The organism is Spirosoma luteolum, from assembly GCF_054778875.1.
In genome coordinates, this window is the sequence record NZ_BAAGZE010000001.1 from 128,739 (window position 1) to 153,564 (window position 24,826).

The 24,826-nt window shown below is 55.0% G+C and carries 20 protein-coding genes; 13 read left to right on the forward strand and 7 right to left on the reverse strand.

The window, feature by feature from the left end; translation table 11 throughout:
* Positions 1 to 69: 69 nt before the first annotated feature.
* The 3 genes from rhaM (at position 70) to ACYVAC_RS00620 (ending at position 2,661) form a co-directional block, all read left to right on the forward strand.
* Positions 70 to 381 (forward strand): L-rhamnose mutarotase, encoded by a 312-nt coding sequence (gene rhaM, locus ACYVAC_RS00610; protein WP_461095600.1) that lies wholly within the window; start codon positions 70 to 72, stop codon positions 379 to 381.
* A 79-nt stretch (positions 382 to 460) separates the two neighbouring features.
* Positions 461 to 2,137 carry a fatty acid--CoA ligase gene (locus ACYVAC_RS00615; RefSeq protein WP_461095601.1) on the forward strand — a complete coding sequence of 559 codons (1,677 nt, stop codon included), beginning with the start codon at positions 461 to 463 and terminating at the stop codon, positions 2,135 to 2,137.
* 32 nt (positions 2,138 to 2,169) lie between these two features.
* The gene (locus ACYVAC_RS00620; protein ID WP_461095602.1) at positions 2,170 to 2,661 is read left to right on the forward strand and encodes a metallophosphoesterase family protein; all 492 of its coding nucleotides are present in this window, start codon (positions 2,170 to 2,172) and stop codon (positions 2,659 to 2,661) included.
* Between the two features lie 75 nt (positions 2,662 to 2,736).
* Here the strand turns inward: ACYVAC_RS00620 and ftsH are convergent, their stop codons facing one another.
* Together ftsH and rsfS are read right to left on the reverse strand one after the other, a co-directional pair.
* Positions 2,737 to 4,773, reverse strand: a complete 2,037-nt coding sequence (gene ftsH, locus ACYVAC_RS00625) for an ATP-dependent zinc metalloprotease FtsH (protein ID WP_461095603.1) — start codon at positions 4,771 to 4,773, stop codon at positions 2,737 to 2,739.
* A gap of 125 nt (positions 4,774 to 4,898) precedes the next feature.
* The gene (rsfS, locus tag ACYVAC_RS00630) at positions 4,899 to 5,294 is read right to left on the reverse strand and encodes a ribosome silencing factor (protein WP_461095604.1); all 396 of its coding nucleotides are present in this window, start codon (positions 5,292 to 5,294) and stop codon (positions 4,899 to 4,901) included.
* A 113-nt stretch (positions 5,295 to 5,407) separates the two neighbouring features.
* On the opposite strand from rsfS, the gene ACYVAC_RS00635 reads away from it, so the two are divergent.
* Entirely contained in the window at positions 5,408 to 6,184 is a 777-nt protein-coding gene (locus ACYVAC_RS00635; protein ID WP_461095605.1) for a biotin--[acetyl-CoA-carboxylase] ligase, read from the forward strand.
* Between the two features lie 71 nt (positions 6,185 to 6,255).
* Here the strand turns inward: ACYVAC_RS00635 and pafA are convergent, their stop codons facing one another.
* Together pafA and ACYVAC_RS00645 are read right to left on the reverse strand one after the other, a co-directional pair.
* The gene (gene pafA / locus ACYVAC_RS00640) at positions 6,256 to 7,950 is read right to left on the reverse strand and encodes an alkaline phosphatase PafA (RefSeq protein ID WP_461095606.1); all 1,695 of its coding nucleotides are present in this window, start codon (positions 7,948 to 7,950) and stop codon (positions 6,256 to 6,258) included.
* Positions 7,951 to 8,045: 95 nt separating this feature from the next.
* Complete coding sequence (locus ACYVAC_RS00645; RefSeq protein WP_461095607.1) at positions 8,046 to 9,020, reverse strand: polyprenyl synthetase family protein; 975 nt, start codon at positions 9,018 to 9,020, stop codon at positions 8,046 to 8,048.
* A 218-nt stretch (positions 9,021 to 9,238) separates the two neighbouring features.
* Between ACYVAC_RS00645 and ACYVAC_RS00650 the strand changes: the two genes are divergently transcribed.
* On the forward strand, positions 9,239 to 10,207 hold the full coding sequence (locus ACYVAC_RS00650) for a patatin-like phospholipase family protein (protein WP_461095608.1): 969 nt from the start codon (positions 9,239 to 9,241) through the stop codon (positions 10,205 to 10,207).
* Positions 10,208 to 10,293: 86 nt separating this feature from the next.
* Here ACYVAC_RS00650 and ACYVAC_RS00655 read toward each other — a convergent pair whose 3' ends face one another.
* Positions 10,294 to 13,665, reverse strand: a complete 3,372-nt coding sequence (locus ACYVAC_RS00655) for a TonB-dependent receptor (RefSeq protein ID WP_461095609.1) — start codon at positions 13,663 to 13,665, stop codon at positions 10,294 to 10,296.
* A gap of 319 nt (positions 13,666 to 13,984) precedes the next feature.
* On the opposite strand from ACYVAC_RS00655, the gene selD reads away from it, so the two are divergent.
* The 7 genes from selD to ACYVAC_RS00690 all read left to right on the forward strand — a co-directional run bounded on the left by selD (position 13,985) and on the right by ACYVAC_RS00690 (position 19,433).
* Positions 13,985 to 15,052: a selenide, water dikinase SelD gene (selD, locus tag ACYVAC_RS00660; RefSeq protein ID WP_461095610.1), complete on the forward strand. Its 1,068-nt coding sequence runs from the start codon at positions 13,985 to 13,987 to the stop codon at positions 15,050 to 15,052.
* A 58-nt stretch (positions 15,053 to 15,110) separates the two neighbouring features.
* Positions 15,111 to 15,881, forward strand: a complete 771-nt coding sequence (locus ACYVAC_RS00665) for an alpha/beta fold hydrolase (RefSeq protein ID WP_461095611.1) — start codon at positions 15,111 to 15,113, stop codon at positions 15,879 to 15,881.
* 58 nt (positions 15,882 to 15,939) lie between these two features.
* The gene (locus tag ACYVAC_RS00670; protein ID WP_461095612.1) at positions 15,940 to 16,641 is read left to right on the forward strand and encodes an SAM-dependent methyltransferase; all 702 of its coding nucleotides are present in this window, start codon (positions 15,940 to 15,942) and stop codon (positions 16,639 to 16,641) included.
* Positions 16,642 to 16,707: 66 nt separating this feature from the next.
* A complete protein-coding gene (locus ACYVAC_RS00675; protein WP_461095613.1) occupies positions 16,708 to 17,346 on the forward strand; it encodes an MBL fold metallo-hydrolase in 639 nt (212 codons plus the stop codon).
* The gene (gene pssA / locus ACYVAC_RS00680; RefSeq protein ID WP_461095614.1) at positions 17,343 to 18,032 is read left to right on the forward strand and encodes a CDP-diacylglycerol--serine O-phosphatidyltransferase; all 690 of its coding nucleotides are present in this window, start codon (positions 17,343 to 17,345) and stop codon (positions 18,030 to 18,032) included. The genes ACYVAC_RS00675 and pssA overlap by 4 nt, the downstream gene beginning before the upstream one ends.
* Before the next feature lie 76 nt (positions 18,033 to 18,108).
* A complete protein-coding gene (gene purS, locus ACYVAC_RS00685; RefSeq protein ID WP_461095615.1) occupies positions 18,109 to 18,360 on the forward strand; it encodes a phosphoribosylformylglycinamidine synthase subunit PurS in 252 nt (83 codons plus the stop codon).
* A 65-nt stretch (positions 18,361 to 18,425) separates the two neighbouring features.
* Entirely contained in the window at positions 18,426 to 19,433 is a 1,008-nt protein-coding gene (locus ACYVAC_RS00690) for a 3-oxoacyl-ACP synthase III family protein (RefSeq protein ID WP_461095616.1), read from the forward strand.
* Between the two features lie 81 nt (positions 19,434 to 19,514).
* On the opposite strand, the gene ACYVAC_RS00695 is transcribed toward ACYVAC_RS00690, so the two are convergent.
* Positions 19,515 to 19,886 (reverse strand): CoA-binding protein, encoded by a 372-nt coding sequence (locus tag ACYVAC_RS00695; protein ID WP_461095617.1) that lies wholly within the window; start codon positions 19,884 to 19,886, stop codon positions 19,515 to 19,517.
* Between the two features lie 353 nt (positions 19,887 to 20,239).
* On the opposite strand from ACYVAC_RS00695, the gene ACYVAC_RS00700 reads away from it, so the two are divergent.
* Positions 20,240 to 20,878: an HNH endonuclease gene (locus ACYVAC_RS00700; RefSeq protein ID WP_461095618.1), complete on the forward strand. Its 639-nt coding sequence runs from the start codon at positions 20,240 to 20,242 to the stop codon at positions 20,876 to 20,878.
* 50 nt (positions 20,879 to 20,928) lie between these two features.
* On the opposite strand, the gene ACYVAC_RS00705 is transcribed toward ACYVAC_RS00700, so the two are convergent.
* The gene (locus ACYVAC_RS00705) at positions 20,929 to 24,774 is read right to left on the reverse strand and encodes a sensor histidine kinase (protein ID WP_461095619.1); all 3,846 of its coding nucleotides are present in this window, start codon (positions 24,772 to 24,774) and stop codon (positions 20,929 to 20,931) included.
* Positions 24,775 to 24,826 lie beyond the last annotated feature (52 nt).

Here is a 24,826-nt window from a genome sequence, read left to right on the forward strand (position 1 = left end):
TTTGGCAACTCAGCCGATCTTTTTGTCTGCCCGAAAAGCCCGTAAATTACAAACCATTCTCACAAAACCATGCGCACCATTGCCTTCCGTATGAAGCTTAAGCCCGGCTGTCGGGCTGCCTATCAGCAACGCCACGCGGCCATCTGGCCCGAGTTGGTAACCCTCCTGCACGATGCCGGCATTAGCGAGTACCGTATTTTCCTGGATGAGCAAACCGACACGCTTTTTGCCGTTCAGACAGTCAGCGGCAGTGGGTCGCAGGCGCTGGGCCAAACCGATATTGTGCAGCGCTGGTGGGCCTACATGGCTGATCTGATGGAAACCAACCCCGACTTATCGCCCGTTTCGGAGCCCCTGACCGAGGTCTTTTACATGCCCTGACGTTTTACGGGCAGCCCTTTCTCTTTCCATCGTTCAATCGTACCTTCGGATTCTTACAGAACCGATACCGTAGATAGCCATGATCAAGACCAAACTGATTCCGCGCACCGACGAAGCCTACGAGCCACCCATGCTGATCAAAAACCTGCTGGCTCAGTCGCTTAAGTATGAACCGCAGCGCGAAATCATATACCGGGACCTGTTCCGCATGAACTATGTCGAGTTCAACAAACGCTGCCGTCGGCTGGCCAACATGCTCACCAATCTGGGCGTTGTTGCGGGCGACACGGTTGCCGTATTCGACTGGGACAGTCATCGCTACCTCGAATGTTTTTTCGGTGTTCCGGCCATTGGTGCCATCCTGCACACGATCAACGTCCGGTTGTCACCGGCGCAGATTCTCTATACCATGAACCACGCCGAAGATAAGGTCGTGCTGATTCATGAAGATTTTCTGCCTATTCTGGACGCCATTCAAGACCAGCTGACCACCGTACAGCATTATGTCATTTTGTCCGATAAAGTGTACACCGACCTGAATGCCGTGGGACAGGTGCCGCCGGGTTTCGCCTGCGAGTACGAGTCGGCCCTGCGCGACGAGTCGGACCAGTACGATTTTCCCGACTTCGACGAAAATACCTGGGCAACTACCTTCTACACGACCGGCACCACCGGCAACCCAAAGGGGGTTTATTTCTCCCACCGGCAGCTGTTTATGCATACTATGGGGCTGGCAACGTACGTCTGCGGGTATCAGGCCGTGCCGTTCTCATCGGTAACCGATGTGTACATGCCCATCACGCCCATGTTCCACGTCCACGCGTGGGGTTTTCCATACCTGGCCACCATGCTGTCGACGCGGCAGGTCTATCCGGGTCGCTACGAGCCCGAACTGTTGCTGAAACTGCTGCTCCGCGAAAACGTAACCCTGTCGCACTGTGTACCTACGATCCTGACCATGCTGGTCAACAGTCCCGTGGCCAAACAGGTTGACCTGTCGCGCTGGAAGGTCATCATTGGCGGCTCCGCTCTGACACGCGGTCTGGCCAAAGCGGCCCTCGAACTCGGCATTCAGGTGTATCAGGGCTACGGCATGTCTGAAACGGCCCCCATCATGTCGATCACACAGCTGAACGACCTGGAGCGCGGGCAACCCCTCGATCAGCAACTCGATCTGCGCACCCGGGCGGGGCGGATTGCCCCCTTCGTGGAGATGCGGCTTATGGATGACTCCGGCAATTTTGTGGCCCATGACGGGCAGGCACTGGGCGAAATTGTATCGCGCGGCCCCTGGATGACACAGGGCTATTACAACGATCCCGAGCGAAGTGCCGACCTCTGGAAAGGGGGCTGGCTCCACACCGGCGATGTGGCCAGCATCACGCCCGACAACTGGGTCCTGGTGTCGGACCGCACCAAGGATGTCATAAAGACTGGGGGCGAGTGGGTTTCGTCGCTCGATATTGAAAACCTGTTGTCGCAGGTGGATGGCATTGCCGAAGCGGCCGTTGTCGGGTTACCCGATGAGCGTTGGGGCGAACGCCCCCATGCGCTGGTGGTGCTGCGCCCCGGCGTGACCCTCACCGCCGATGCCCTTCGCGACCTGTTGCGGCATAAGATCGAAAATGGCCATCTCAACAAATGGTATCTGCCCGATCATATCCTGTTTGTTGCCGAGATACCCAAAACCAGTGTGGGTAAGCTCGACAAGAAACGCATTCGCTCTGAAATGAAAGATCAGATACTGAATGCCTAGCTCTGCCACCCTGTACCTAACCCATTTGCTTTATGACACGCATCGGCCTTCTATCAGACACGCATGGTTACCTCGACGAGCAGATCTTCCACTATTTCAAGGACTGTGACGAGGTATGGCACGCTGGCGATGTAGGCAACCTGACCGTAACACGGCAACTCATCGATTTTAAGCCCTTACGGGTGGTGTGTGGCAACATCGATAACGAAACGCAGGACCTGCCTTCGCACCAGCGGTTTCAACTCGAAGGCCTTGATATCTGGATGACGCACATTGGCGGAGCACCCCCGCGCTATAACCCCATCGTACGGCCCAATCTGCAGCTCAACCCGCCTAACCTATTTGTATGCGGCCACTCACATATTCTAAAGGTGCTCCGCGACCCGTCTATGAACAATATGCTGTTTATCAACCCTGGCGCAGCTGGACGCTCAGGCTTTCACCTTGTCAGAACGGCCGTTCGCTTTACCCTGCACAATACCAAAACGCAGGATATGCAGATTATCGAGCTGGGCAAGCGCTAGGCATTTTTTGCGTTCAACGAAAAAGGGGCTCTCTGCTACGGCAGGGAGCCCCTTTTTCCGGTTGGCCGACGCCAATTAAAGCGTTGGCAGCGTTTCCTGCGGTTCGGTCTCCGAAGGCTTCGACTCTTTGCCGATTTCTTCTTTGATTTCTTCCGCTACGCCTTTGTTTTTATAGGCCTGGTAAACCGTTTCGCGTTCGAATGGCCGTTTGCCGATCAGCCGGACCAGATCGTTCTGGTACAAAATTTCTTTCGACAGCAGTTCTTTGGCGATGATCTCAAGCGCTTCGCGTTTATCACTCAGCAACCCTTTAGTGCGGGTGTAAGCAATATCAACGATTTTACGAACCTCTTCATCGATATGCTTGGCCGTTTCTTCCGAATACGGTTTGTTGAACGCATAATCCGATTGCTTCGAGTCGTAGAACGACACATTACCGATCTTGTCGTTCATACCGTACATGGTTACCATGCTATACGCCAGCTTGGTGATCCGCTCCAGATCGCTCAGTGCACCGGTCGATACTTTACCAAAAATCAGGTCTTCGGCAGCCCGGCCACCCAGCGCCATGCACATCTCGTCCATAAGCTGTTCGGTCCGGTACAGGTACTGTTCGCGCGGCAGATATTGCGCATACCCCAGTGCGGCAACGCCACGGGGCACGATCGTTACCTTCACGAGCGGATCGGCAAACTCCAGGAACCAGCCTGCTACGGCATGACCGGCTTCATGGTAAGCAACGATCTCTTTCTCTTCGGGCGAGATAATCTTGTTTTTCTTCTCCAGACCACCAATTACACGATCCATCGCATCCTGGAAGTCTTTCATGTCCACCGCTTCTTTGTCGCTACGGGCAGCAATGAGAGCGGCTTCGTTACAGACGTTAGCAATCTCGGCACCGGCAAAGCCAGGTGTCTGAGCAGCCAGTTCTTTCGGGTCAACATCGGCAGCCAGCGTAATCGGCTTCAGGTGGACCCGGAAGATGGCTTCGCGGCCAACGATATCGGGTTTGTCGATACTGATCTGACGGTCGAATCGGCCCGGACGCTGCAGAGCAGAATCCAGCACGTCGGGGCGGTTGGTAGCGGCCAGGATAATGATTCCCGAATCGGTCGCAAACCCATCCATTTCAACCAGCAGTGAGTTCAGCGTGTTCTCGCGCTCATCGTTGGCACCGGGCATCGAGCCCCGCCCCCGCGACCGACCAACGGCATCGATCTCATCGATAAAGATGATACAGGGCGCTTTTTCTTTCGCCTGTTTGAACAAGTCACGCACCCGGGCGGCACCTACCCCAACAAACATCTCGACAAAATCGGAGCCCGACAGCGAGAAGAACGGTACACCAGCCTCACCGGCAACGGCTTTGGCCAGCAGCGTCTTACCCGTACCAGGAGGGCCAATCAGCAGTGCCCCTTTCGGAATTTTGGCGCCCAGTTTGGTAAACTTGGTGGGGTTCTTCAGGTAGTCGACAATCTCCTTGATCTCCTCCTTGGCTTCATCAAGGCCGGCTACGTCGTTGAATGTGATCCGAACTTTGCTGTCGGCATCGAACAGAGCCGCTTTCGACTTACCAATGTTGAAGATCTGGCCACCGGGTCCACCGGCCCCTGATACCCGACCCAGCAGGAAGTACATGGCCAGGATCATGACAATCAGGAAACCCCAGGTGCTGATGATACTGCCCAGGTCATTTCGGCTTTCGAATCGGTACTCCACCTTTTCGTTGTCCGGTATGCCCTGCTGCATCTGATCGAGGTCTTTCTTAAACGACTCCGAAGAAGCGATCTGGAACTGAAAATGCGGTCCGTGGCTGGTACCAAAGTAAGGCTTATCGGTAAACAGGTTCCGGTACTTGGTGCTCTGCGCAGCCTGCTGCGTAAGCGTAACCTCGGCAATGCGGTCATTGACCACAACGACATCGGCTACTTCCCGGTCCTTCACCATCCGTTCGAATCGCTTCTGCGAAATCTCACGGGTAGCTGAACTCTTGTTGAAGAACGTGATGCCCAGAATGGCGGCAATCAGCAGAGCGACAATCCAACCCTGAAAGTTTGGCTTCCGGCTCCCTCCGCGTGGTGATAGTGGGTTTTTATTGTTGTTTTCTGACATTTCCTCAGGTTGTACGAACGGATTTTAAAAATTAACACCGGGTTACCGGCTAATGTTTCCACAACGACGGGGTTGGTACAGACGGCCTGATACAACCACAAGCGGACGAAAACAACGGGTTTGGGTTAGTGGCTGGCAACGGCCGTATCGTCGGAAATGTACTGGATCTCAGCATCGCCCCAGAGCTGCTCGAGGTCATAAAACTGACGACGCTCTTTCTTGAAAACGTGGGCCACTACATCGACATAGTCGAGCAGAATCCACTCCCGGTTGAGCTTTCCTTCTTTATGCCAGGGGTCCTGCTTGCTTAGCTTGTACACTTCCTCCTCAACTGACGTCGAGATGGCATCGATCTGAGTATCAGATGTGCCTGAACAGAGCACAAAAAAATCGCAGATCGCATTTTTTACTTTGCGCAGGTCCATCACAACGATGTCCTGCCCTTTTTTCTCCTGCATACCGCGTACGACGAAGTCACGCATCTGCTCGGGGGTAAACTCACTATTTGGCTTAATTCTCATGCTTTCGGTTTAACATTGCACAACGGGCCACTCAGCGGGTACAGTACCGATCAGGACTGGTCGGGCCTGCTGCACCATGGTTCGGCTCATCGCTTACTAATCTAAACAAAGTTTTGTACAAAATCTATCCCAAAACGCTTTTCGCCGGACAAATAACCTATTACCTGCCAAGCTGTCAGTCTACCAACGATGAAGCGGCCAATTTGATTGCCCGCGACGACGCAGCCGAGGGTTTAGTGATCATTACGGATCAGCAAACGGCAGGGCGCGGCCAGCGGGGCAACGTGTGGGAAGCGCAGCCGGCCCAGAATCTGACGTGTTCGCTGGTACTTAGGCCTTCCTTTCTTCGGGCCTCAGAGCAGTTCTGGCTGAATATGGCCGTATCGCTCGGCATACACGATACGCTCCGCCCCCTGCTAGGCGATGTGGCGCCCCTCTTACGGGTAAAGTGGCCTAACGACGTTTATGTCGATACGCAGAAGATGGGCGGTATCCTAATCGAAAATACACTGCAGGGGCAGCAGATTGCCTGGTCGATCGTGGGTATGGGACTCAATATCAACCAGATGGCATTTGGCTACACCACCGCTACATCGCTCCAGCAGCAGGCCCCCCTCCCCGATGGCTATAACCTGCCGGGCTTACTGAGCCAACTCTGCGAAAAACTGGAAGCCCGCTACCTGCAACTCCGTTCCGGACAGCGGGACAGCCTGCGTACCGATTATCTGCAAACCCTGTACCGGTTTGGCGAAGAACACCTGTTCGAAGCAGACGGCAAGCCTTTTTACGGCACGATAACGGGCGTCGACGAAATGGGTCGTCTAGCTATCGATCATCAGGGCACTACGCGCCTGTTTGGGTTCAAGGAAGTGGTGTTTCTGGCTCAATGAGTGAATATGTACTCTGTGATTGAGTGACTGATGTTTATATACACACAACCACTCAATCAGAAACCACTCAATTACCTGAGCGCTTCGCCAACGGGCGTGCCGATGTTGCCACTGGGCTCCAGAATGCCAAGCAGCGCCGTAATGGTGGGCGCAATATCGTGAATGTGGGTCCGGCGCAGGGTCTGACCGGGTTTCACGCCCCAGCCGTAGAGCAGAAAGGGAACGTGCGTGTCGTAGGCATAGGTTGTACCGTGGGTTGTGCCCCGGTTGCGGCCCTCAATCCAGCTGGGCTGCTGCAATACATAAAAATCGCCACTGCGGTTGGGGTAATACACGTTCCGGAACATATTGAGTTGCAGTTCAGGAATGGCCTCGGCGCCCAAGTTATGCAGATTAATCAGGTTTGAGACACCTTTCAGACCCAGCACGACCGGACTCAGCACTTCGTACACCTGCGTCATCGGAATCTTTTTCTCGGCCAGCAGCGCGTGGTTGAGGTATATTTCCTGATTGAAATAAGTGAGCATCCACTTACCGGGTCCATAGGCTTTTTCAAGGGTGGCTTTCACCGCATCGCCAACTTCACCATAGCCGCGTACGCCCGCCGGAATGCGGTATTCCTGCAGAAAGCCCGGCGAATCGGCAGCACCGTGGTCGGCCGACAGAAAGGCAGTCCATTGCCCTTTCCCCACCGTCTTGTCGAGTTCTGCAAACAGTTCGGTCAGCTGCTTATCGAGCCGCAGGTAGTTGTCTTCCGTTTCGACGGCGTGAGTACCAAAGGCGTGACCGATATAATCCGGCGATGAAAAGCTTACGCAGAGCATATCGGTTACGTCGTGCTGACCCAGTTGCTCACCTTTCAGCGCGGCCAGGGCAAATGCTTTCGTCAACTCATCGCCGTAGGGGCTGGTCCGCAACACCTCGTACTTGGGGCTCCCCGTCTGCACCACAAATTCGTGCGGAAAAACCGGCTTGGTTTCGCCCGGCATCATCGACTCATAAGGCTTATCGTCGCTGGTGCTTTCGGCGTAGGTCGCAGCGGGCATAGACAGTTCCCACTTGCGCTGAATATACTGTTCGGGCAGTTTCTGAGCGTTGAAGGACTGCACCCAGGCCGGCAGCTGCGTACCGTAGAACGTGCTCGAAATAAAGTTACCGTCTTTCGAATCGAACCAGAAAGCGCCATCGGCCGCGTGGCCAGCCGGCAGGATAGCCCCCCGGTCTTTCAGCGCAATGCCAATGACTTTGGCACGCCCGTCGGTAGCCAGTTTAAGCTGGTCGCCTATGGTTGTCACGAGCAGATTGCGGGGCGACATCCTCCCGGCCGATCCCGTATTCCCAACCGTACTGACGGTCGTATCTTCAGCACAGTAGAGCATCCGGCCGATATTCCGTTCGTAGAAATCGTTGCCGACAATACCGTTGATAGCCGGGGCCGAACCGGTATAGATTGCCGCGTGGCCGGGACCGGTATAGGTTGCTGCGTAATGATAATGGTTGTTACGGGCGTTAAAGCCACCATCCATCAGCCGGCGGAAGCCCCCCTGGCCGTAGCGGTTATAATAGCGGTACAGGTAGTCGTACCGCATCTGATCGACCACGATACCAACCACGAGTTTTGGATGGGTAACCCCGGCGATGGGTGCTATCGTGGCAACTTCGGTGGGCGGAGCCGAGGGGCGGGGCGCATTGGCCGACCGGCGGGATTGGGCAAACGACGGGGCGGTGAGGCATACCGCTGCCAGAGCAAACGTGAGTAAACGCATGAACGAGGGTGGTTGATAACCGTACTGGCGGCAAAGATACGCGCCCACCGCATTGACCCGGCAGCACCTGCGGGTTGTTGACGCCCCGATCTGGCTTATTTGCTGCGCTCGATGGTGTACTGCACCAGCTGATGCAGCGACTGCCGGTAGCGCGAATCGGGAAAGGCATTGAGCAGCGTCTGGGCATCGGCTACGTACTGATTCATGGCCTGGGTGGCATACTCGATACCGCCCGACTGCTTCACAAACTCGATTACCTCGGCCACTTTGCGCGGGTTTTCGCTTTCGTTTTTCACCAGATTAATAATCCGGCGTTTCTCCAGGAACCCAGCCTTGTTGAGTGCATAAATCAGCGGCAGCGTCATTTTCTTTTCCTTGATGTCGATGCCCAGTGGTTTGCCAACTTCAGCCGTACCGTAGTCGAACAGGTCGTCTTTGATCTGGAAAGCAATGCCTACTTTCTCACCGAAAAGCCGGGCCTGTTCGATCTGCTCGCTCGACACACCGACCGAGCGCGCGCCGACGGCGCAGCAGGCCGCGATCAGCGAAGCCGTTTTCTGCCGGATAATTTCGTAATAAACCGCTTCGTTTATGTCGAGCCGACGGGCTTTTTCGATCTGCAGCAGCTCCCCCTCGCTGATTTCACGCACAGCCGTCGAGACCAGTTGCAGCAAGTCGAAATCGCCGTTATCGATCGAGAGCAGGAGTCCGCGCGAGAGCAGGTAATCGCCCACCAGTACGGCGATTTTATTCTTCCAGAGCGCATTGATGGAGAAGAAGCCGCGCCGGTAGTCAGAGTCGTCGACAACGTCGTCGTGGACGAGCGTAGCCGTATGCAGCAACTCGATCAGTGACGCTCCGCGGTAGGTCGATTCGGTGATGGTTCCACAAACGCCCGCCATCAGAAAAACAAACATGGGGCGTATCTGCTTGCCTTTCCGCTTCACGATGTAACTCATGATGTGGTCGAGCAGCCGAACGTCGCTTTTCATTTGACCCCGGAATTTCTGCTCGAACAAGCTCATTTCGGCAGCAATCGGAGCCTGAATATCGGCGACAGTAAGAGACATTTTTCAGTGTTATTCAGTGGCGGGCGATGGGCGTCTGCTGGAGTTGCCGGCCGCGGGTTACTAATTTACGGCAAGTATAGCAAGGAATGCGCAGACCCCGGTCAACCCGAACCAAATCGGAGGGAATGAGCCTGTTAGGCCGGGCCCTGCTTTTCCTTTGTTTATTGACCGAAAACGCCAATCTTACCGCTTCACTACCGAGACCCTCGTTCCTGCTCATGATCAGTAACCCAACTCCACCGTCTCCTCGTTCATCGGCTGTTCCACCCGAGTCACGCCCACCGGTAAAAGCGCTTGTGCTGGGTGGTGGTTCATTAAAAGGTGCCTTTCAGGTGGGCGCCGTGATGGCGCTGTTCGAGAGCGGTTTCAGGCCCGACAACCTCTACGGCATTTCGGTAGGGAGTCTCAATGCTACGTTTCTGGCTAATGAAGCCGCCCGTCAGCAGGCCGAAACCGGCACAGTCGACTGGGTAAAAGTGGGTAAATACCTGATCGAGTTCTGGATACGCAACATTACCCGCCCCGACGATGTAGCTGTCATCCGCTCTCGCTTCCGGATGGGCTACAATACGCTGATGAGCCGGTTCGATGGCTTGCTCGACAACTCGCCCATCCAGAATCTGATCCGGCGCAGCATCGACCTCGAAGCCCTTAAAAACGGCCCTGTTGGTATCAAGGTCGGGGCGGTCGACATCATCGAGGGCGACATGCGCTACGCCGATGCCGCCGACCCGCACTTTCTCGACTATATCTTTGCCAGCAGTTCATTACCCTTTCTGATGCCGGCGGTACAGATCGGGGGCGACCACCGCCGGGCTTTTCTCGATGGCGGTCTGCGCGAGGTAGCGCCCCTGCGCGTGGCCATCGAAGACGGTGCCACCGACATTGCCTGCGTGGCCTGCCATGCCCGGAAAATCTACAATGAGAAGTTCAACTACCGCAACATCCTGAACCTGATGGACCGTGTCAAAGACATTACGGTCAACCAGCTGGTCAACAACGACATTGCCTGGGCCGAGCGCTATGCCGAGCGTGAACAGCTGCACGGGCGTCATCTGCAGATGACTATTATCCGCCCCACCGAACCCCTCTCGCTCAACCTGATGAAGTTTACCTCCGACGACATTGGCCGTATGATCGTACAGGGCTATCAGGCGGGTACCGATGCCCTCAAGCCAAAAACATAGGTATCACAGCTTATTAGCCTAAACACAGAAAAGCCCGGTCAGTGACGACCGGGCTTTTTTGTAGTTGGCGTTGCGCCAACTGTGGCTTAGTTGAAGATGTAACGAAGACCCAGCTGAGCCTGCCATGCATCATTAACCGTTACACTTTTCTGGAATGAATCGCGCAGCAGAATGGTCTGACCATCTACAACCTGCGTAGCCATCCGGTAAGCCGGCGTACCATCTGCACTTACGCTTGCCAGAGCAAGTGGGTTAAACGTCGTCGACACATTACCAACACCCCATTTGTTGTTGATGAAGTTGCCTACGTTGAGCATATCTGCACGCAGCTGAATCGTGTTACGTTTGCCTTTGGCACCTACCGAAACGTAGAACTCCTGGATGATCGTGAAGTCGAAACGGGTCAGCCAGGGGAAGAAACCACCGTTCCGCTCGGCATACTGGCCACGCCGGGTGCTCAGGTAATCGTTACCATTGATATAGGCGTCGAAAGCAGCCTGCTGTTCAGCAGCCGTGTAAACGCGGGCCGTAGAACCGCTGCCAACGGGCAGGGGCGAGAACGTCAGTTCCGAAGCGTTGCGGGGAACGTAGATCAGGTCGTTCGACGTCTGACCGTCGCCGTTCAGATCCTGGTTAAGCGTGTACGAGATTTTGCTACCGCTGGTTGCCTGACCACCAAGTGTGAACGTGGTCGATCCACCGAAGCGGCCGCCGTAGTTCAGACGGTAGTTAACCAGGCCAACGATCCGGTGACGCAGGTCATTATCCGAGTACGTCAGCGGCAGGTAGTTCTGACCAATAACCGTTGGTACGTTAGCCTGTACGGTGCTACCTACGAAGGCAATATCACGCGCTTCGCCGTAGGTGTACGACACAAATCCGCCGAAGCCACGGGTCGAGGGTTTCTCCAGTTTCACCGTTGCGATGTAAGAGTTGCCCTGGTTGGTGTTTTTCAGCACAAACACGTTCGAGATAGCGGGGTTGTAGAAACGCGCCACGGCAACCGTGTTGGCGGCACCCGAACCCGTGCTGGTTACACCCGAAGCCGGGAAGCGGGGGCGATTGTCAGGACCAGCAAACGTACGATCCGGCGCTTTCAGGTTGGCATCAATATACCGCAGACCGTTGAGCGTTTTGTTGTAAATAAACTCAACCGTAGCCACCAGACCTAAAGGCAGCCGCTGATCAACAGCGATGTTGGTTTTCCAGATCTGAGGGTACTTCAGGTTAGCGTCCGATGCGTTGATTACATACGGATTGAGCCGGGTGATGTCGGTCGTCGTGGTGGGTACAAACCGCGATGGATCCGTTGTGAAGGGGTAAGCCGTTGTGTTGGTTACGTTGATAACCGCCGTGTTTACCCCGTTGTTACCAAGCTGGTTCGACACCAGTACTTCCGGGATACGCGACACAAACAAGCCACTACCACCACGGACCTGCGTGCTCTTGTTGCCGTTCACGTCCCAGTTGAAACCAACGCGGGGCGATAGCAGCAGGCGCGCCTTCGGGAAAGCACCCGTCGAAACCGAGTACGGGTTGCCGTTCTCGTCACGGAACGTCAGATTGGCCACTACCGGGTTGTTGAAGTCGGCAGCCGTTGAGTTATCGTAGGCAAATACATCACCCCGGATACCGTAGGTCAGTTTGAAATTCTGGTTAACCTGGAATTCGTCCTGCACATAAGCGCTGAACAGGTTACGCTTCAGTGTCTGCAGGGGCTCAACACCACCGGGCAGCAATGAGTAACGCAGGTTGTAACGGGCTACCGTTACGGGCGACGTGGTACTGTTCGGATTGGCAATCGACGCCAGAGCCGCTGTTTTGAAATCGGCGATCGAGTTGTACACATACACACCGTTCGACGAAGGGAAGAAAACGTTGTTTGAGGTGAAGTGTTCGTACACAGCGCCCAGCGTAAGCGTATGTTTGCCAGCGAAGATGCTGAAGTTATCCGTGATGTTCATCGTCGAATAGTTCAGCTTGTTGTTTGGCGTAAACGGATCGAAACCGATCGATGTATAGGTACTTCCGTCTTTCAGAATATCGATCGTTGGGAAGACACCCGTCTTGTACGTACGGTCTTCAATCTGTTTGTTGTACGTTACAACCAGATCGTTAGCGTACTTGCTGCCAAAGTTCGACGTCAGCTCAGCCGCAATCGAGCGGGTGTTGTCGGCAATCAGATAACCCGAGTTTTCAGGCGACAGGGCCAGCGAACTGTTGGTCCGGTTACCATTACCAGCCGTGTTACTACTGTTGCTATTGCTGATAATCGAGCCCGACTGCGAATCGTGGTGCGAGTAGCGTACCGACAGTTTGTTGTTGTCGTTAATGTTGTAATCGAAGCGAACCAGGCCTTTCGTACTTTTCACTTCGTTATTGAAACCGTCGAAAGCGCCCAGGCTACGGCCAAAATTTGTGACCATAAACTGGTTGAGGTCCTGCATGTCCGTTTCGGTCACGCGCGACACGTTGCCCGTGGCACCGGGCCGGGTCAGTCCCCAGGTGAGCGCCGGCGTGCTGCTTTCAAACCGTTCAAAGTTGGCAAAGTAGAACAGCTTGTTCTTGATGATTGGACCACCAATCCGGAAACCGTAGGTCTTCTCATCGACATTCGGTGCTGGCGAAATCTTCGTTCCATTCACATCCTTACCCACCAGACTGTTGTTGCGGAACAGGTAGTATGCCGAACCCGACACATCGTTGGTGCCCGAACGCGTTACGGCGTTGATGCCGGCACCGGTGAAGCCAGACTGGCGTACATCAAAGGGAGCTACGTTGACCTGTACCTGATCGAGCGCGTCGAGCGATACAGCCGTCGTGCCTGTACGGCCACCAGCCTGAGCAGATCCGCCAAGACCGAAGCCGTTGTTGAATACGGCACCGTCAATCGTGATGTTGTTGAAACGGCTGTCCTGACCAGCAAACGACTGACCATTGCCATACGGGTTATACTTCGTAATGTCGTTCAGCGTACGTCCGATGGTTGGAGTGGTATTAATAGCTTCACGACCAAACGAGCTGGCTGCCCCGGTACGTTCTGAACTGAAAATATCGCTCCGATTCCCCGACACAACAACTTCGTTCAGACTCGTGCCTTCTTCGGTAAGTTTGAAATTGGCGTTGGCAGTAGTACCCAGGCTGGCAAACACATTTTCCTGCTTCTGCTCTTTGAAGCCAACAAACGTAACCACAATGATGTAGGGACCACCTACCCGAACATTGGGCATGTTGTATAGCCCAGAGCCGTTGGTAACGGTTCCATACCGGCTGCCCGACGGCTGGTGAACAGCCACCACGGTCGCACCTGGCAATGCCCCACCATTTGCGTCAGTAACGAAGCCACTGATAGCCGATGAAGTTACCTGTGCCACGGCAACGCTCCCACCGAGCACCGCCAAAAGCATACTGCCGACCAGCACAAAAGCCGCCCGAAAACGCAGTAGTTGTTTAGACATAGATGTAATTGATTTAGTTTGTAATGCGAAGACGCTTATACGGTTAGGTAGTTTGCATTCAGGCCGCAAAGATGCCACAAAATTTTGGCGGCATCAAAACCCGAAATCTTAAAAAAGTACTATCGGACAAGCTCCGTTTCCCAATGACGCGGAATAGGACAAAAGCACCTACATTCCGTTCAATTTCGTTTGTTATCTTTTTGTTAAGTATTCATACAATCAGCCTCTCCACGCCCAATCCCGAACCATTACCCGGGTCTGGGTGTACTTTACAGACCGCCCGGCCGGTCAACCCCTTTTTTAATTGCTTTGTCTTGTTATGACAACCTCCGAAACGCCCTCCATCAAACTGACGCAGTATAGCCACGGGGCTGGCTGCGGCTGCAAAATAGCCCCCCAGATCCTCGATAAAATCCTGCATAACCGCACCGCCGGCCGGCAGCAACCCGCCGATCAGCCGCAGTTTCCGGGCCTGCTGGTTGGCAACGACTCCCGCGATGATGCCGCCGTGCTCGACCTGGGCAACGGCGAAGCCATCATCAGCACCACCGATTTCTTTATGCCCATTGTCGACGATGCTTTCGACTTCGGGCGTATTGCCTCGGCCAACGCCATCAGCGATATCTATGCCATGGGGGGCGAACCCATTCTGGCCATTGCCATTCTGGGCTGGCCTATCGATAAACTCCCGCCCGAGGTGGCAGGTGAAGTGCTCGAAGGAGCCCGCGCCATTTGCCGGGAGGCCGGTATCCCGCTGGCCGGCGGGCACAGCATCGACTCGCCCGAACCCATATTTGGCCTGGCCGTGACGGGTCGGGTACGCATTGATCACCTCAAGCAAAACAACACGGCAACCGCCGGCTGCCGGCTCTACCTGACCAAGCCCCTGGGCGTCGGTATTCTGACCACCGCGCAGAAAAAGGGCATTTTAAAGCTCGAACACGCCCAATTGGCCCCAACGCAGATGGCGCAGCTCAACCGGTTCGGGGCGGTGCTGGGCAAACTACCCTACGTGAAGGCCCTGACCGACGTCACCGGATTCGGGCTGCTGGGCCACCTGACCGAGATGGCTGAAGGATCGGGGCTGAGCGCGGTGATCGACTACGCAGCCGTACCGAAGCTGCCTGTTGTCGATGAATACCTGGCGCAGCAAAGCTTCCCGGGCGGTACGGGTCGTAACTGGGCCAGCTATGGCCACAAGATCAGCGACCTCACCGAAACGCAACGTTACGTATTGGCCGACCCCCAAACCTCGGGGGGACTGCTTATTGCGGTTACGCCCGACCAGACAGACGAGTTTGAGCGGGTTGCCACCGAGCAGGGTTTCTCACTGACGTCGTTCGGCGAGCTGGTGCCTCCCCGCGATCGGGTCGTGTACGTGCACTGATTTTCCCGGCGGACCGATACCCCGCCCATTTTTTTAGCTGACCTATTTCTGTTTCTGCATGAATTTGTTTTTTCGCCAGGTCGGCGATTCAGGGCCGGCCATCGTTATCCTGCACGGGCTGTTTGGTTCGTCCGACAACTGGCTTACGCACAGCAAAACCATTGCCGGGCTTGGCTACCGGGTATTTGCCCTCGACCAGCGTAACCATGGGCAGTCGCCCCGACACGAGGAGCACGACTACGCGGGCATGGCCAGTGATCTGCATACCTTTCTGGTAGACCAGAAACTCGACAACCCCATTCTGATCGGCCATTCGATGGGGGGCAAAGCGGTGATGCAGTACGCCATGCTGTACCCTGGTACGTTCAGCAAGCTGGTTGTTGTCGATATTGCCCCTAGGTTTTATCCCATTCACCATGCCGAGCTGATTCGGGGGCTGAAAACGATTGATCTGGCAGCGCTGAAGAGTCGCAACGATGCCGATGCCCTGCTGAGCCGCTTCGAACCATCGATTCCGGTGCGGCAGTTCCTGCTGAAAAATCTGTATCGTAATGAGCAGGGCCAGTTTGCCTGGCGGCTCAACCTCCCCGTTATTGAGCGCGAGCTGCACGGCATTGGCGAAGAACTGACCAATGCCCACATTGTTGAAACGCCAACCCTGTTTATCCGGGGTGGTCTGTCGCCCTACATCACCGATGAGGATTTCACGCGGATCCACCAGATTTTCCCGCATGCTACCATCGAAACGATTGCAGGCGCCGGCCACTGGGTACAAGCCGAAAAACCCGACGAATTTATTGAAGTGCTGATGCGCTTTGTACGGGCCTAGCCCTCACCCTGCGGCTGACAGCCTCTCCCCTACCCCGTATTTTATTTCCGAATTACCAATGCCAACCCTCTTTCTGATACCCACACTGCTGGCCGACGATACCGAAAGCCTGGTGCTGCCACCCCGCATCCGCGAGGTGATCGAACAAACCGATGCTTACTTCGTGGAGAATGTTCGCTCGGCCCGGCGCTTCATCAGCGGCCTTAAAACAAGCCGGGTTATCGACGAAACAACCTTTTTTGAACTGACCAAAGACACCCCCCCCGCCGAAACCCGGCGGCAGATTCAGGAGCTTATGGAGCGGAAGCGCAACGCGGGCGTGCTGTCGGAAGCGGGTTGCCCCGGCGTGGCCGACCCCGGCTCCGTATTGGTTGGTTTTGCCCACACGCTCAACTGGCGTGTCGAGCCGCTCGTGGGGCCCTCGTCGATTTTGCTGGCGCTGATGGCTTCGGGCATGAGCGGCCAGTCCTTCGTATTTCACGGCTATATCCCGATCGACCGGCAGGACCGGGCCCGGGCCATCCGGTTTCTGGAAAAAGAAGCGCAGACGCGGCAGCAAACCCAGATTTTTATGGAGACCCCCTACCGCAACGATGCGCTCTTTGCCGATGTGCTGGCCAACTGCCAGCCCAATACGCGTCTGAGTGTGGCCTGTAACCTGACCGCGCCCGACGCCTTTGTGAAAACCATGACCGTGCGCGAGTGGAAATCGAACGTGCCCGACTTGCGTAAAAAACCAACCGTGTTTCTACTTTTGTAGGCCGAACCAGCCGGTCTGGCCATCCCGTGTATCTCCCGAAACCGAACCCCATCGTTCGGGCGCCGTATGATTCAAGCCTTTGAGTTTTCCCCGTTCCTCGAAAACACCTATGTCATTGCCGACGATACGACCCGCGACGCGGTTATTATCGATCCGGGTTGTTACGAGCAGGCCGAGAAAGAAGCCCTGAGCCAGTTTATCGATAGCCACCAGCTCACGGTAACGGCTGTCCTGCTCACCCACGCCCACCTCGACCATGTGTTCGGACTGGCCTACCTCAAACGGAAATACGGCGTAAAAGCCTACCTGCATCCGCTCGACCAGGTCATATTCGACGATGTGGCGTCGCGTTGCCAGCTCTACGGGCTGCGGGCCTACGAGCCCTCTTCGATTGATGCGCCGTTGCACGAGGGCGACACCTTCCGGGTTGGCAATCAGGTATTCGATATCGTTTTTGTGCCGGGGCATGCACCGGGCCATGTGGCGTTCATCAACCACGCCGATCGGTACGTTGTGGGGGGCGATGTGCTGTTTAAGGGTAGCGTTGGCCGTACCGACCTGCCGTTCGGCGACCAGGCCACGCTCTTTAACAGTATCCGGACGCAGCTGTACACCCTGCCCGACGATTACGTGGTGTATCCCGGCCACAACGAGCCGACTACCATCGGGCAGGAAAAACGCACTAACCCCTTCGTTCGCGCATGAAACTGCTTCGTCACCTGCCCAACGCCATGACCTGTGGCAACCTGCTCTGCGGCTGTATCGGTATGGTCATGGCCATGCGGGGTTACCTCGACACGGCCGCCTGGCTTATTTTGCTGGCCGCCGTGCTCGATTTTGGCGATGGCTTTGTAGCGCGGCTGGTACATGTGTCGGGACCCTTCGGCAAAGAACTCGACTCGCTGGCCGATGTGGTTACGTTTGGCGCCCTGCCGGCAACGATTGTTTTTCAGCTCTGCTGGTTTCAGGGGCTGGGCGTTATTTCGTACGGTGCGTTTCTGATTGCGGTGCTGGCTGCGCTCCGGCTCGCCAACTTCAACATCGACACCCGGCAGTCAGAACAGTTTATTGGCCTGCCCGTGCCGGCTTTTACGATGGTAATTGCCGCCTTTCCGCTCATGGCCCGCTACCAGCCCCAGTTCGACGGGCTCTGGAAAAACGATATCGCGCTGGGTATGATGGTAGCCTTCGCCTTTATGATGGTATCGGAAATTCCTCTGTTTGCCCTTAAATTCAAATCGTTCCGATGGGCCGATAACCAAACCCGATTCCTGTTTCTGATTGCTTCGCTGCTCCTGCTGATCGGACTGCAGTTTGCCGCTATACCCCTCATTATCGTACTCTATATTTTTGTTTCACTTTTTACAAAGGGCGGAAGCGTGAAGGCATAAACCCGGTATCGGTGTCGTTGCTGACCCCAAATCGGTTTGTCATCAGGTTTTCATCCGTTTCATTTACTCGTTACACATGAAATACATCGCTGAAATCGACATCATGACCCGCGCCGAAATTCTGGATCCACAGGGTAAAGCCGTTAAGCTGGGGTTGCACAACCTGCAGATGGACAGCATCGATAACGTCCGGATTGGCAAACACGTGCGGCTCGAAGTCGAGGCCCAAACCGAGGAGGCCGCCCGCGAAACGGTCGATGCAGCCTGCCGTCAGTTGCTGGCCAACCTGATCATGGAAGAGTACAGCTTCGAACTGCACCAGGCCTAGCCCCCAACCGTGGGTTTCAGAAGCCTGAGCGATTTCGTACCTTTGCCGACTAGTTAAATCGACAGATGAGCACGATATACGCGCAGATAAAAGGGCTGGGTTTCTACGTACCCGACAACGTGGTTACGAACGACGACCTGACCCAGTATATGGAAACCTCCGACGCCTGGATTCAGGAGCGGACCGGTATTAAAGAACGGCGGTTTTTCACCTACGGTAAAGACACCAACGCGAGCATGGCTACGGCTGCGTCGCGCATGGCCCTCGACCGGGCGGGTATTGCCGCCACCGAGGTCGACCTGATCGTGTATGCCACGCTGTCGCCCGATTATTACTTTCCGGGTTCGGCCTTTCTGATGCAGCGCGAACTGGGTCTGGAGGGCGTTGCCGTGATCGACGTGCGGCAGCAATGTTCGGGCTTCGTGTATGCGCTCTCCATTGCCGATCAGTTCATCAAGTCGGGCATGTACAAGACTGCTCTCGTGGTTGGTTCCGAAATTCAGTCGACCCTGATGGACAAGACCACCGAAGGCCGGAACGTAGCCGTTATCTTCGGCGACGGCGCCGGAGCGGCCGTGGTACAGGCCACGACTGATCCGGCACACCGTATTCTGTCGACGCACCTGCACGCCGATGGTCGCTTTGCCGAAGAACTGTACCTGCGCGACCCGGGCAGCAGCCGCGAAGATCATTTTATCAATGCCGACACAGCCGCATCGCCCGGCAGCAGCGTGGTTATGAATGGCAACACGGTCTTCAAACACGCTGTGGTGCGCTTCATGGAAGTAATCAACGAAAGCCTGACCGCCAATGGCGTAGCCGCCACCGACATCGATCTACTGGTGCCTCACCAGGCCAACATCCGCATTTCGGAATACGTCCGGCAGCAGATGGGTCTTCCCGAAGCCAAGGTGTTCAACAACATTCAGCGCTACGGGAACACCACGGCAGCCTCTATTCCCATCGCGCTGACTGAAGCGTATGAGCAGGGACTGGTACAGCCGGGTAACCTGATCTGCCTGGCTGCCTTTGGCAGCGGTTTTACCTGGGCTTCGGCCCTGATCCGCTGGTAACGGACCAGCCTGCTACAAGACCGCAAGGCCCCGCAAGTCATGACTTGCGGGGCCTTGCGGGTTTCAGGAGATTAATACGGCTTAGTAACTGCCGGTAGCCAGCATTACCAGGGTACAGGCCTCGATGGGTTCGATCCCTGCCTGCGCCAGATCCCGCTCAAACACGGGATTCTCCGTTCCGGGGTTGAAAATGACCCGGCGTGGCTTCAGTTTTTTGATGTATTCGTACAAACCGGGTTGGTTCTGCGGACCAATATACAGCGTTACGGTATCGATATCCGTCAGGTCAGGTTGCCCGGTCTGGATAGGCTGCCCATCGACAGAACCGGCCCGCAACCCAATCAGGGCAACCTGATGCCCATGGCGAAGCAAACTATGCGTAGCCCGGTTAGCATACCGGCTCGTGTTTTCGGTGGCACCAACCACCATGGTTTTTCCATGCTTAGCAGCCATATCGTCGCGCGTGATTAGCTCTTCTCAGCTTTAAGTGATCTTTATGTCATATAACGACCGCGTAGGCCATGTAGTTCTGAACCTGCCCAAACGGCTTTAATACTGTTTATATTTACCTAAACAAAATCTCTGGCTAGTATATGGAGCCCATCGGACAAGAAATGACGTACATACAGATATCTGCCTCGTTTTCAGCATTTCTGAAAAAATAGGCACTTACTTAGTAAGATTCTAAACAAATTCATCAACTATTTACGTACTTATCTGTTAGTGTCTTGTTAAACAAATTGTATCTACGCCTACGGATAGAAATATATCAACTGTATTAGCCGCCGATCACGGCAGACTCAACGATGAACGACAAGAAGATCCAGAATTTCTGGAATGAGAAGTGGGTTTCCATCGTTTTCAGCGACATCGAAAATCCCCCCCACTATGAGGTGTCCAATTATGGCCGACTGCGCAGTTTTCAAACCAACAAACGCAACAGATCAACCGATGTGAACTCTCCTGTCGAGAGCATTTTAATCAAAGGCTCCGTTATTCAGGGCTATCGGTCGCTCAACATCCGTTCGCAGGGCAAAACGCTCAACCGGTATGTGCATAAGCTGGTTGCCGAAAATTTTGTGCAGCGGGAAAAGTCCGATCAGACGTACGTTATACACCTCGATTTCGACAAGCTGAACAATTACTATCAGAATTTGAAGTGGGTTACGAAGGAGGAGATGATTGCCCACAACCGGGAAAATCCGAATCTGAAAAACCGGCCTGTTGTTCGCCAGACCAGCAATTACAAGCTAACTGAGAGCAAGGTTAAAATAATCAAGAAGCTACTGCGAAACGATAAGAACCGGCTCAAGATGATTGCCAAGCAGTTTGGCATTACGCACACTCAACTCAACCGCATCCGGTCGGGTGAGAACTGGAAACATGTAACGATCGACGAAGATCAGCATCAGACGACCCAGTCGTCTGTTCTCGAACGCAAATAGTACCAAGTCTCCATACGGCGCCGGTTCTCCACAGAGCCGGCGCTTTTCGTTTAGGGGGTGGTAGACATGGGGCGCAATACCGTCGCGTTTACGTCGGCCATGGGCAGCGACAGGAAGAAGGATGTGCCCACGCCTTCGCTTGTTTCGAACCAGATGTTGCCGCCGGCGTGCTCGACCCCCCGTTTGGCAATGGCCAGCCCAAGGCCCGAACCGCCCCGCTTGGTACTGAAATTCGGCAGAAATACCTTCGACTGAATCGCTTCGGGAATGCCGGCCCCATTATCGTGAATTTCGACTCGTACGGTTTCGTCCTGCTGAAATACGCGCAGATCGAGCACGGGCTTCCGATCGGCCGGTACCGACTGAATGGCGTTTATGAGCAGGTTGGTCAGGATACGCCCGATCAGCTGGCGGTCGCCAATAACCATCAGCGGTCCCGTAGCAATCTGCCGGCGCAGACTGATACGCTGGTCGTCGGAGTATAGGTCGGCCGCTTTGTTAATCACCCCCGTGATCTCGAATATTTCGTTTTTGGGCAGGGGCATCTTGGCAAAATCGGAAAACGAGGTCGCAATATCACTCAGGTTGTCGATCTGATCGAGCAGTGAATCGAAGGTGCGCTGCATGACCCGGCGCGTTGTGGCATCGTTTACCGGACGGCTGGTGGGAGTGGCCGGCTGCATGCCGGGCAGCGTCCGCTGCAGATGCTGCAGGGTCAGCTTCATGGGCGTCAGCGGGTTTTTGATCTCATGGGCGACCTGCTTGGCCATCTCCTGCCAGGCCGATTGTTTTTCGTTCTGCGCCAGCGCCAGCTTACTTTCCTCCAGTTTCACCAGCATCCGGTTGTATTCGCGGATAAGCACCCCAATCTCGTCGTCGGAGCGCCAGGGCAGCGGGTCGTTGGTCTGGTTGAGGTTTGTTTTGCTGATCTTCTGGGTCAGCAGTTTCAGCGGCTTGGTGAGCAGCGTCGACGCGAAATAAGATAGAATCAGAAACAGCAGGAACAGAATGGTAAAGACGATCAGCGCCGACGAAATTACCTCGATAATCTGCTTATCGAGTTCGGGGCGGGCGTAGAAGTAAGGCACACCGATAACCCCCAGCAGCCGCCCGTCGTATGATTTGATGCTGGCGTAAGCGGTACTGTACTGCTTGCTGCCCAGCGACTCGTTGAGCAGAATCTGGTTTTCCTTATCCTCGATCAGGTGAATATACGCTTCCGGATTGATTCGTTTGGACAGATACCCGCTTTCGTACGTCAGGGGTCGGGTCGAGCTATAGAGTTCTCCTTTTGTGTCGTAAAGGTTGATGTCGATATCGGCATCGCGGGCCACTTTGCCCAGTTCCTCCTCCATCGACGCCTTGCTGCGCCGTTTGCTTTGCTCCTCGTCGAGGTAGGTCAGAAAGTTGGCGGCAATGTTACGCGTGTTAGCAATGTAGCTCTTCTCCTGGTTGGTGATGTAGTTGGAGCTGATCACCGTCAGGACGATCAGAATAACCAGCAACAAGGGCAGGAAAAATGCCATGTTCAACAGAATCTGAATCCGGGTTGAGTAATTAATGCTGAACCGCGACCGCCGATAATGCAGCGCATAGAGCAATATTACCACGATCACCGTCAGTACCAGCAGCAGGTAGAGGAAGGAGAAATTGGCGAACACATTGCGAAAGGGATACCCGGCCGCCGAGACTACGACCAGCCGGCCATCTTTTCCCCACAGCCCCACGTGCTGATCGCCGTTGACCATAACTCCCGTTTCGAACAGCGCCCGGTCGGTGAGCATCGTGTGCGGCATGCGCCGTTCGTAGTTGTAGCTACCCGCGCTGTAGAGCAGGCGGGGCAGCGGTTTTCCGCCCGGCCCTGGTCCGCTGTAAATAGCGTAGCTGTATTCCTGTACGTCGGGCAGCTGAATGAATTTGGTGTCGACCAGTTGCTCGGGATATACGTTCTCCGGCTGCTCGCTGCGTAGCCGGAAGTCGAGCACTACATAGCCCAGCGTATCGGCCGTGCCCAGTGAGTCGGCCCGCAACTCCCGCACGGGTATGAAGCAGACGTACTGTTTAAACGAACGCGGAGTGGCTTCGTTGAGTAGGTACACACCCGGGTAGGCCGTGCGGTAACTGGGTTTTCTGTAGCGATTGGCCAGCGTTGAGAAGGCCGGTGCGTTGGGCACGTGATCGAGCGGCAGTCCGGCAGCCTCGAACGAAATTACATCGGTATCGTACTTGTCCAGGTATTTGTCGAGGTGCACCGTTTTTACTCGTTTCTGGATAACCTCCCGCTTGAGTTTCAGTGTATCGTTCCGGAAGGCCTGAGCAATGTTCACATCGCCCGCAATCGATTCCTGCGCCTTACTCATCAAAAACTCGCCAAACTCATCGTTTTCGGCCAGTAATCGTCGCCCAAACGCCTGTTTCTGTACCAGTTGCTTGCGCATTTCCTGCCGGTAGGCCACATAGGCCGTTGTTGCAGCGCAGATAAAAGCCGCCAGAAACAAATAAATGGAGGTCTTGTACCGGAACATGTACAGCGACCGAGGAAACTTGTAGAGGTAAAGCAGCAACCAGTAGATACCATTGAGCGCTACCACCGGTTCGATGGGTAGTCCGGCTACGTACAGCCAGCCCATGGCCAGCACGGATCCCATCGCCAGCCAGATCAGCCCGCCCCAGCTATCCCGATTAAATCGCACGAACAGACTGGCCAACAGGTGTGTCAGCAGGAAATAGATCGTCGAAATGGTGACAAATACGATCAGACAGACCACCTTGAGGGCGGTGAACTGAATACTCAGCGTGATATCGAGGGTAAACTGCGATTTTTCGTAAATGCTGTTGAGCTCGTAGTAGCAGAATGTAAAAACGGCGTAGCCCAGAATAACGAGTACGATCGACGCACCCTGCCGCGCCCGTTCCGATAGTTTCAGGAGATGATTATACTGGCGCGAGCGGTAATAATGATTTACCCAGTACAGGGCCAGGATGAGGGCAACCAGCGAATTAAGCAGCAGATCGCCCAGCGACGGCACCAGCATCGACGAGGTGTAGTACCGGGAATTAAACAGGTCCGATTCGATGAACAAAAAGGGCACCCCAAAGTACAGCATCAACCCGCGCAGCAGGAGAAGATACCCTGCCAGCCAGATAAATCCCCGCCCGTACCGGCGTTCCTGCTGCAGCTGCAGCATTACCTGAAACACGTAGAGGCCCAGAAAAATAACACCCAGTGTGGCCAGAATAACCGTATTGACCGGTGTCGAGTGATTGCGGTAGGCGTTGACCTTGGGCGGCACTACCGAAAACAAAAAAATCGGTGTGTTGTCGTAGATGACCTGGTAGAGGTTTGAACGGCTATCGGTGATGGCCACCGGGTCAACGGCAAACAGATCGGGGTTGTAGCCCGAGCGCAGGTAGGCGTTGTCGTTGCGGTAGTGTCGATACACGTTTACCAGCGAAAACACATGGAGTGTATCGGTCTTGCGGATGATGCGTTCGCGACTGACGATATAACGCCCCCCATCGAACGACACCAGCCGGGGGTAGGTTACGTGGGCAACCCGGCTGAAGGTGGGTATAAACTGATGGTCTGACCAGTATAGCAGTTTAGGCTGCCCGGCAGCACCAACGGCTTTGCGGAAAATATAATAGGGAAAACGGGTGGGTACGGCCAGTTCCGAAAACGTTGGTGCGGGCAGCTGCCGAAGCTTGTCGGATACCTGTTTCAGTTCGGTCGAACTGGTAAGCATTTCATCTTTCACCCGCTGCTGCACCGAACTCAGGTATTGCTCATCGGTAGCGGCCGGCGCATCCTGCTCCAGAAACCAGTAGCAGAGCGTCGCCAACGCAAATGCCAGCACAGCCAGCATCAGAAAGATATGTTGCTCGATTCGCTTCACAGGCCCGGAGATTGGGTAGTTTGGCGAAACGAGACTAAAATCATGCCAGATT

Bases quoted from the DNA above. Each gene is read 5' to 3' on its own strand.
- rhaM (WP_461095600.1), top strand. From the start codon at position 70: ATGCGCACCATTGCCTTCCGTATGAAGCTTAAGCCCGGCTGTCGGGCT.
- ACYVAC_RS00615 (WP_461095601.1), top strand. From the start codon at position 461: ATGATCAAGACCAAACTGATTCCGCGCACCGACGAAGCCTACGAGCCA.
- ACYVAC_RS00620 (WP_461095602.1), top strand. From the start codon at position 2,170: ATGACACGCATCGGCCTTCTATCAGACACGCATGGTTACCTCGACGAG.
- ftsH (WP_461095603.1), bottom strand. From the start codon at position 4,773: ATGTCAGAAAACAACAATAAAAACCCACTATCACCACGCGGAGGGAGC.
- rsfS (WP_461095604.1), bottom strand. From the start codon at position 5,294: ATGAGAATTAAGCCAAATAGTGAGTTTACCCCCGAGCAGATGCGTGAC.
- pafA (WP_461095606.1), bottom strand. From the start codon at position 7,950: ATGCGTTTACTCACGTTTGCTCTGGCAGCGGTATGCCTCACCGCCCCG.
- ACYVAC_RS00645 (WP_461095607.1), bottom strand. From the start codon at position 9,020: ATGTCTCTTACTGTCGCCGATATTCAGGCTCCGATTGCTGCCGAAATG.
- ACYVAC_RS00650 (WP_461095608.1), top strand. From the start codon at position 9,239: ATGATCAGTAACCCAACTCCACCGTCTCCTCGTTCATCGGCTGTTCCA.
- ACYVAC_RS00655 (WP_461095609.1), bottom strand. From the start codon at position 13,665: ATGTCTAAACAACTACTGCGTTTTCGGGCGGCTTTTGTGCTGGTCGGC.
- selD (WP_461095610.1), top strand. From the start codon at position 13,985: ATGACAACCTCCGAAACGCCCTCCATCAAACTGACGCAGTATAGCCAC.
- ACYVAC_RS00665 (WP_461095611.1), top strand. From the start codon at position 15,111: ATGAATTTGTTTTTTCGCCAGGTCGGCGATTCAGGGCCGGCCATCGTT.
- ACYVAC_RS00670 (WP_461095612.1), top strand. From the start codon at position 15,940: ATGCCAACCCTCTTTCTGATACCCACACTGCTGGCCGACGATACCGAA.
- ACYVAC_RS00675 (WP_461095613.1), top strand. From the start codon at position 16,708: ATGATTCAAGCCTTTGAGTTTTCCCCGTTCCTCGAAAACACCTATGTC.
- pssA (WP_461095614.1), top strand. From the start codon at position 17,343: ATGAAACTGCTTCGTCACCTGCCCAACGCCATGACCTGTGGCAACCTG.
- purS (WP_461095615.1), top strand. From the start codon at position 18,109: ATGAAATACATCGCTGAAATCGACATCATGACCCGCGCCGAAATTCTG.
- ACYVAC_RS00690 (WP_461095616.1), top strand. From the start codon at position 18,426: ATGAGCACGATATACGCGCAGATAAAAGGGCTGGGTTTCTACGTACCC.
- ACYVAC_RS00695 (WP_461095617.1), bottom strand. From the start codon at position 19,886: ATGGCTGCTAAGCATGGAAAAACCATGGTGGTTGGTGCCACCGAAAAC.
- ACYVAC_RS00700 (WP_461095618.1), top strand. From the start codon at position 20,240: ATGAACGACAAGAAGATCCAGAATTTCTGGAATGAGAAGTGGGTTTCC.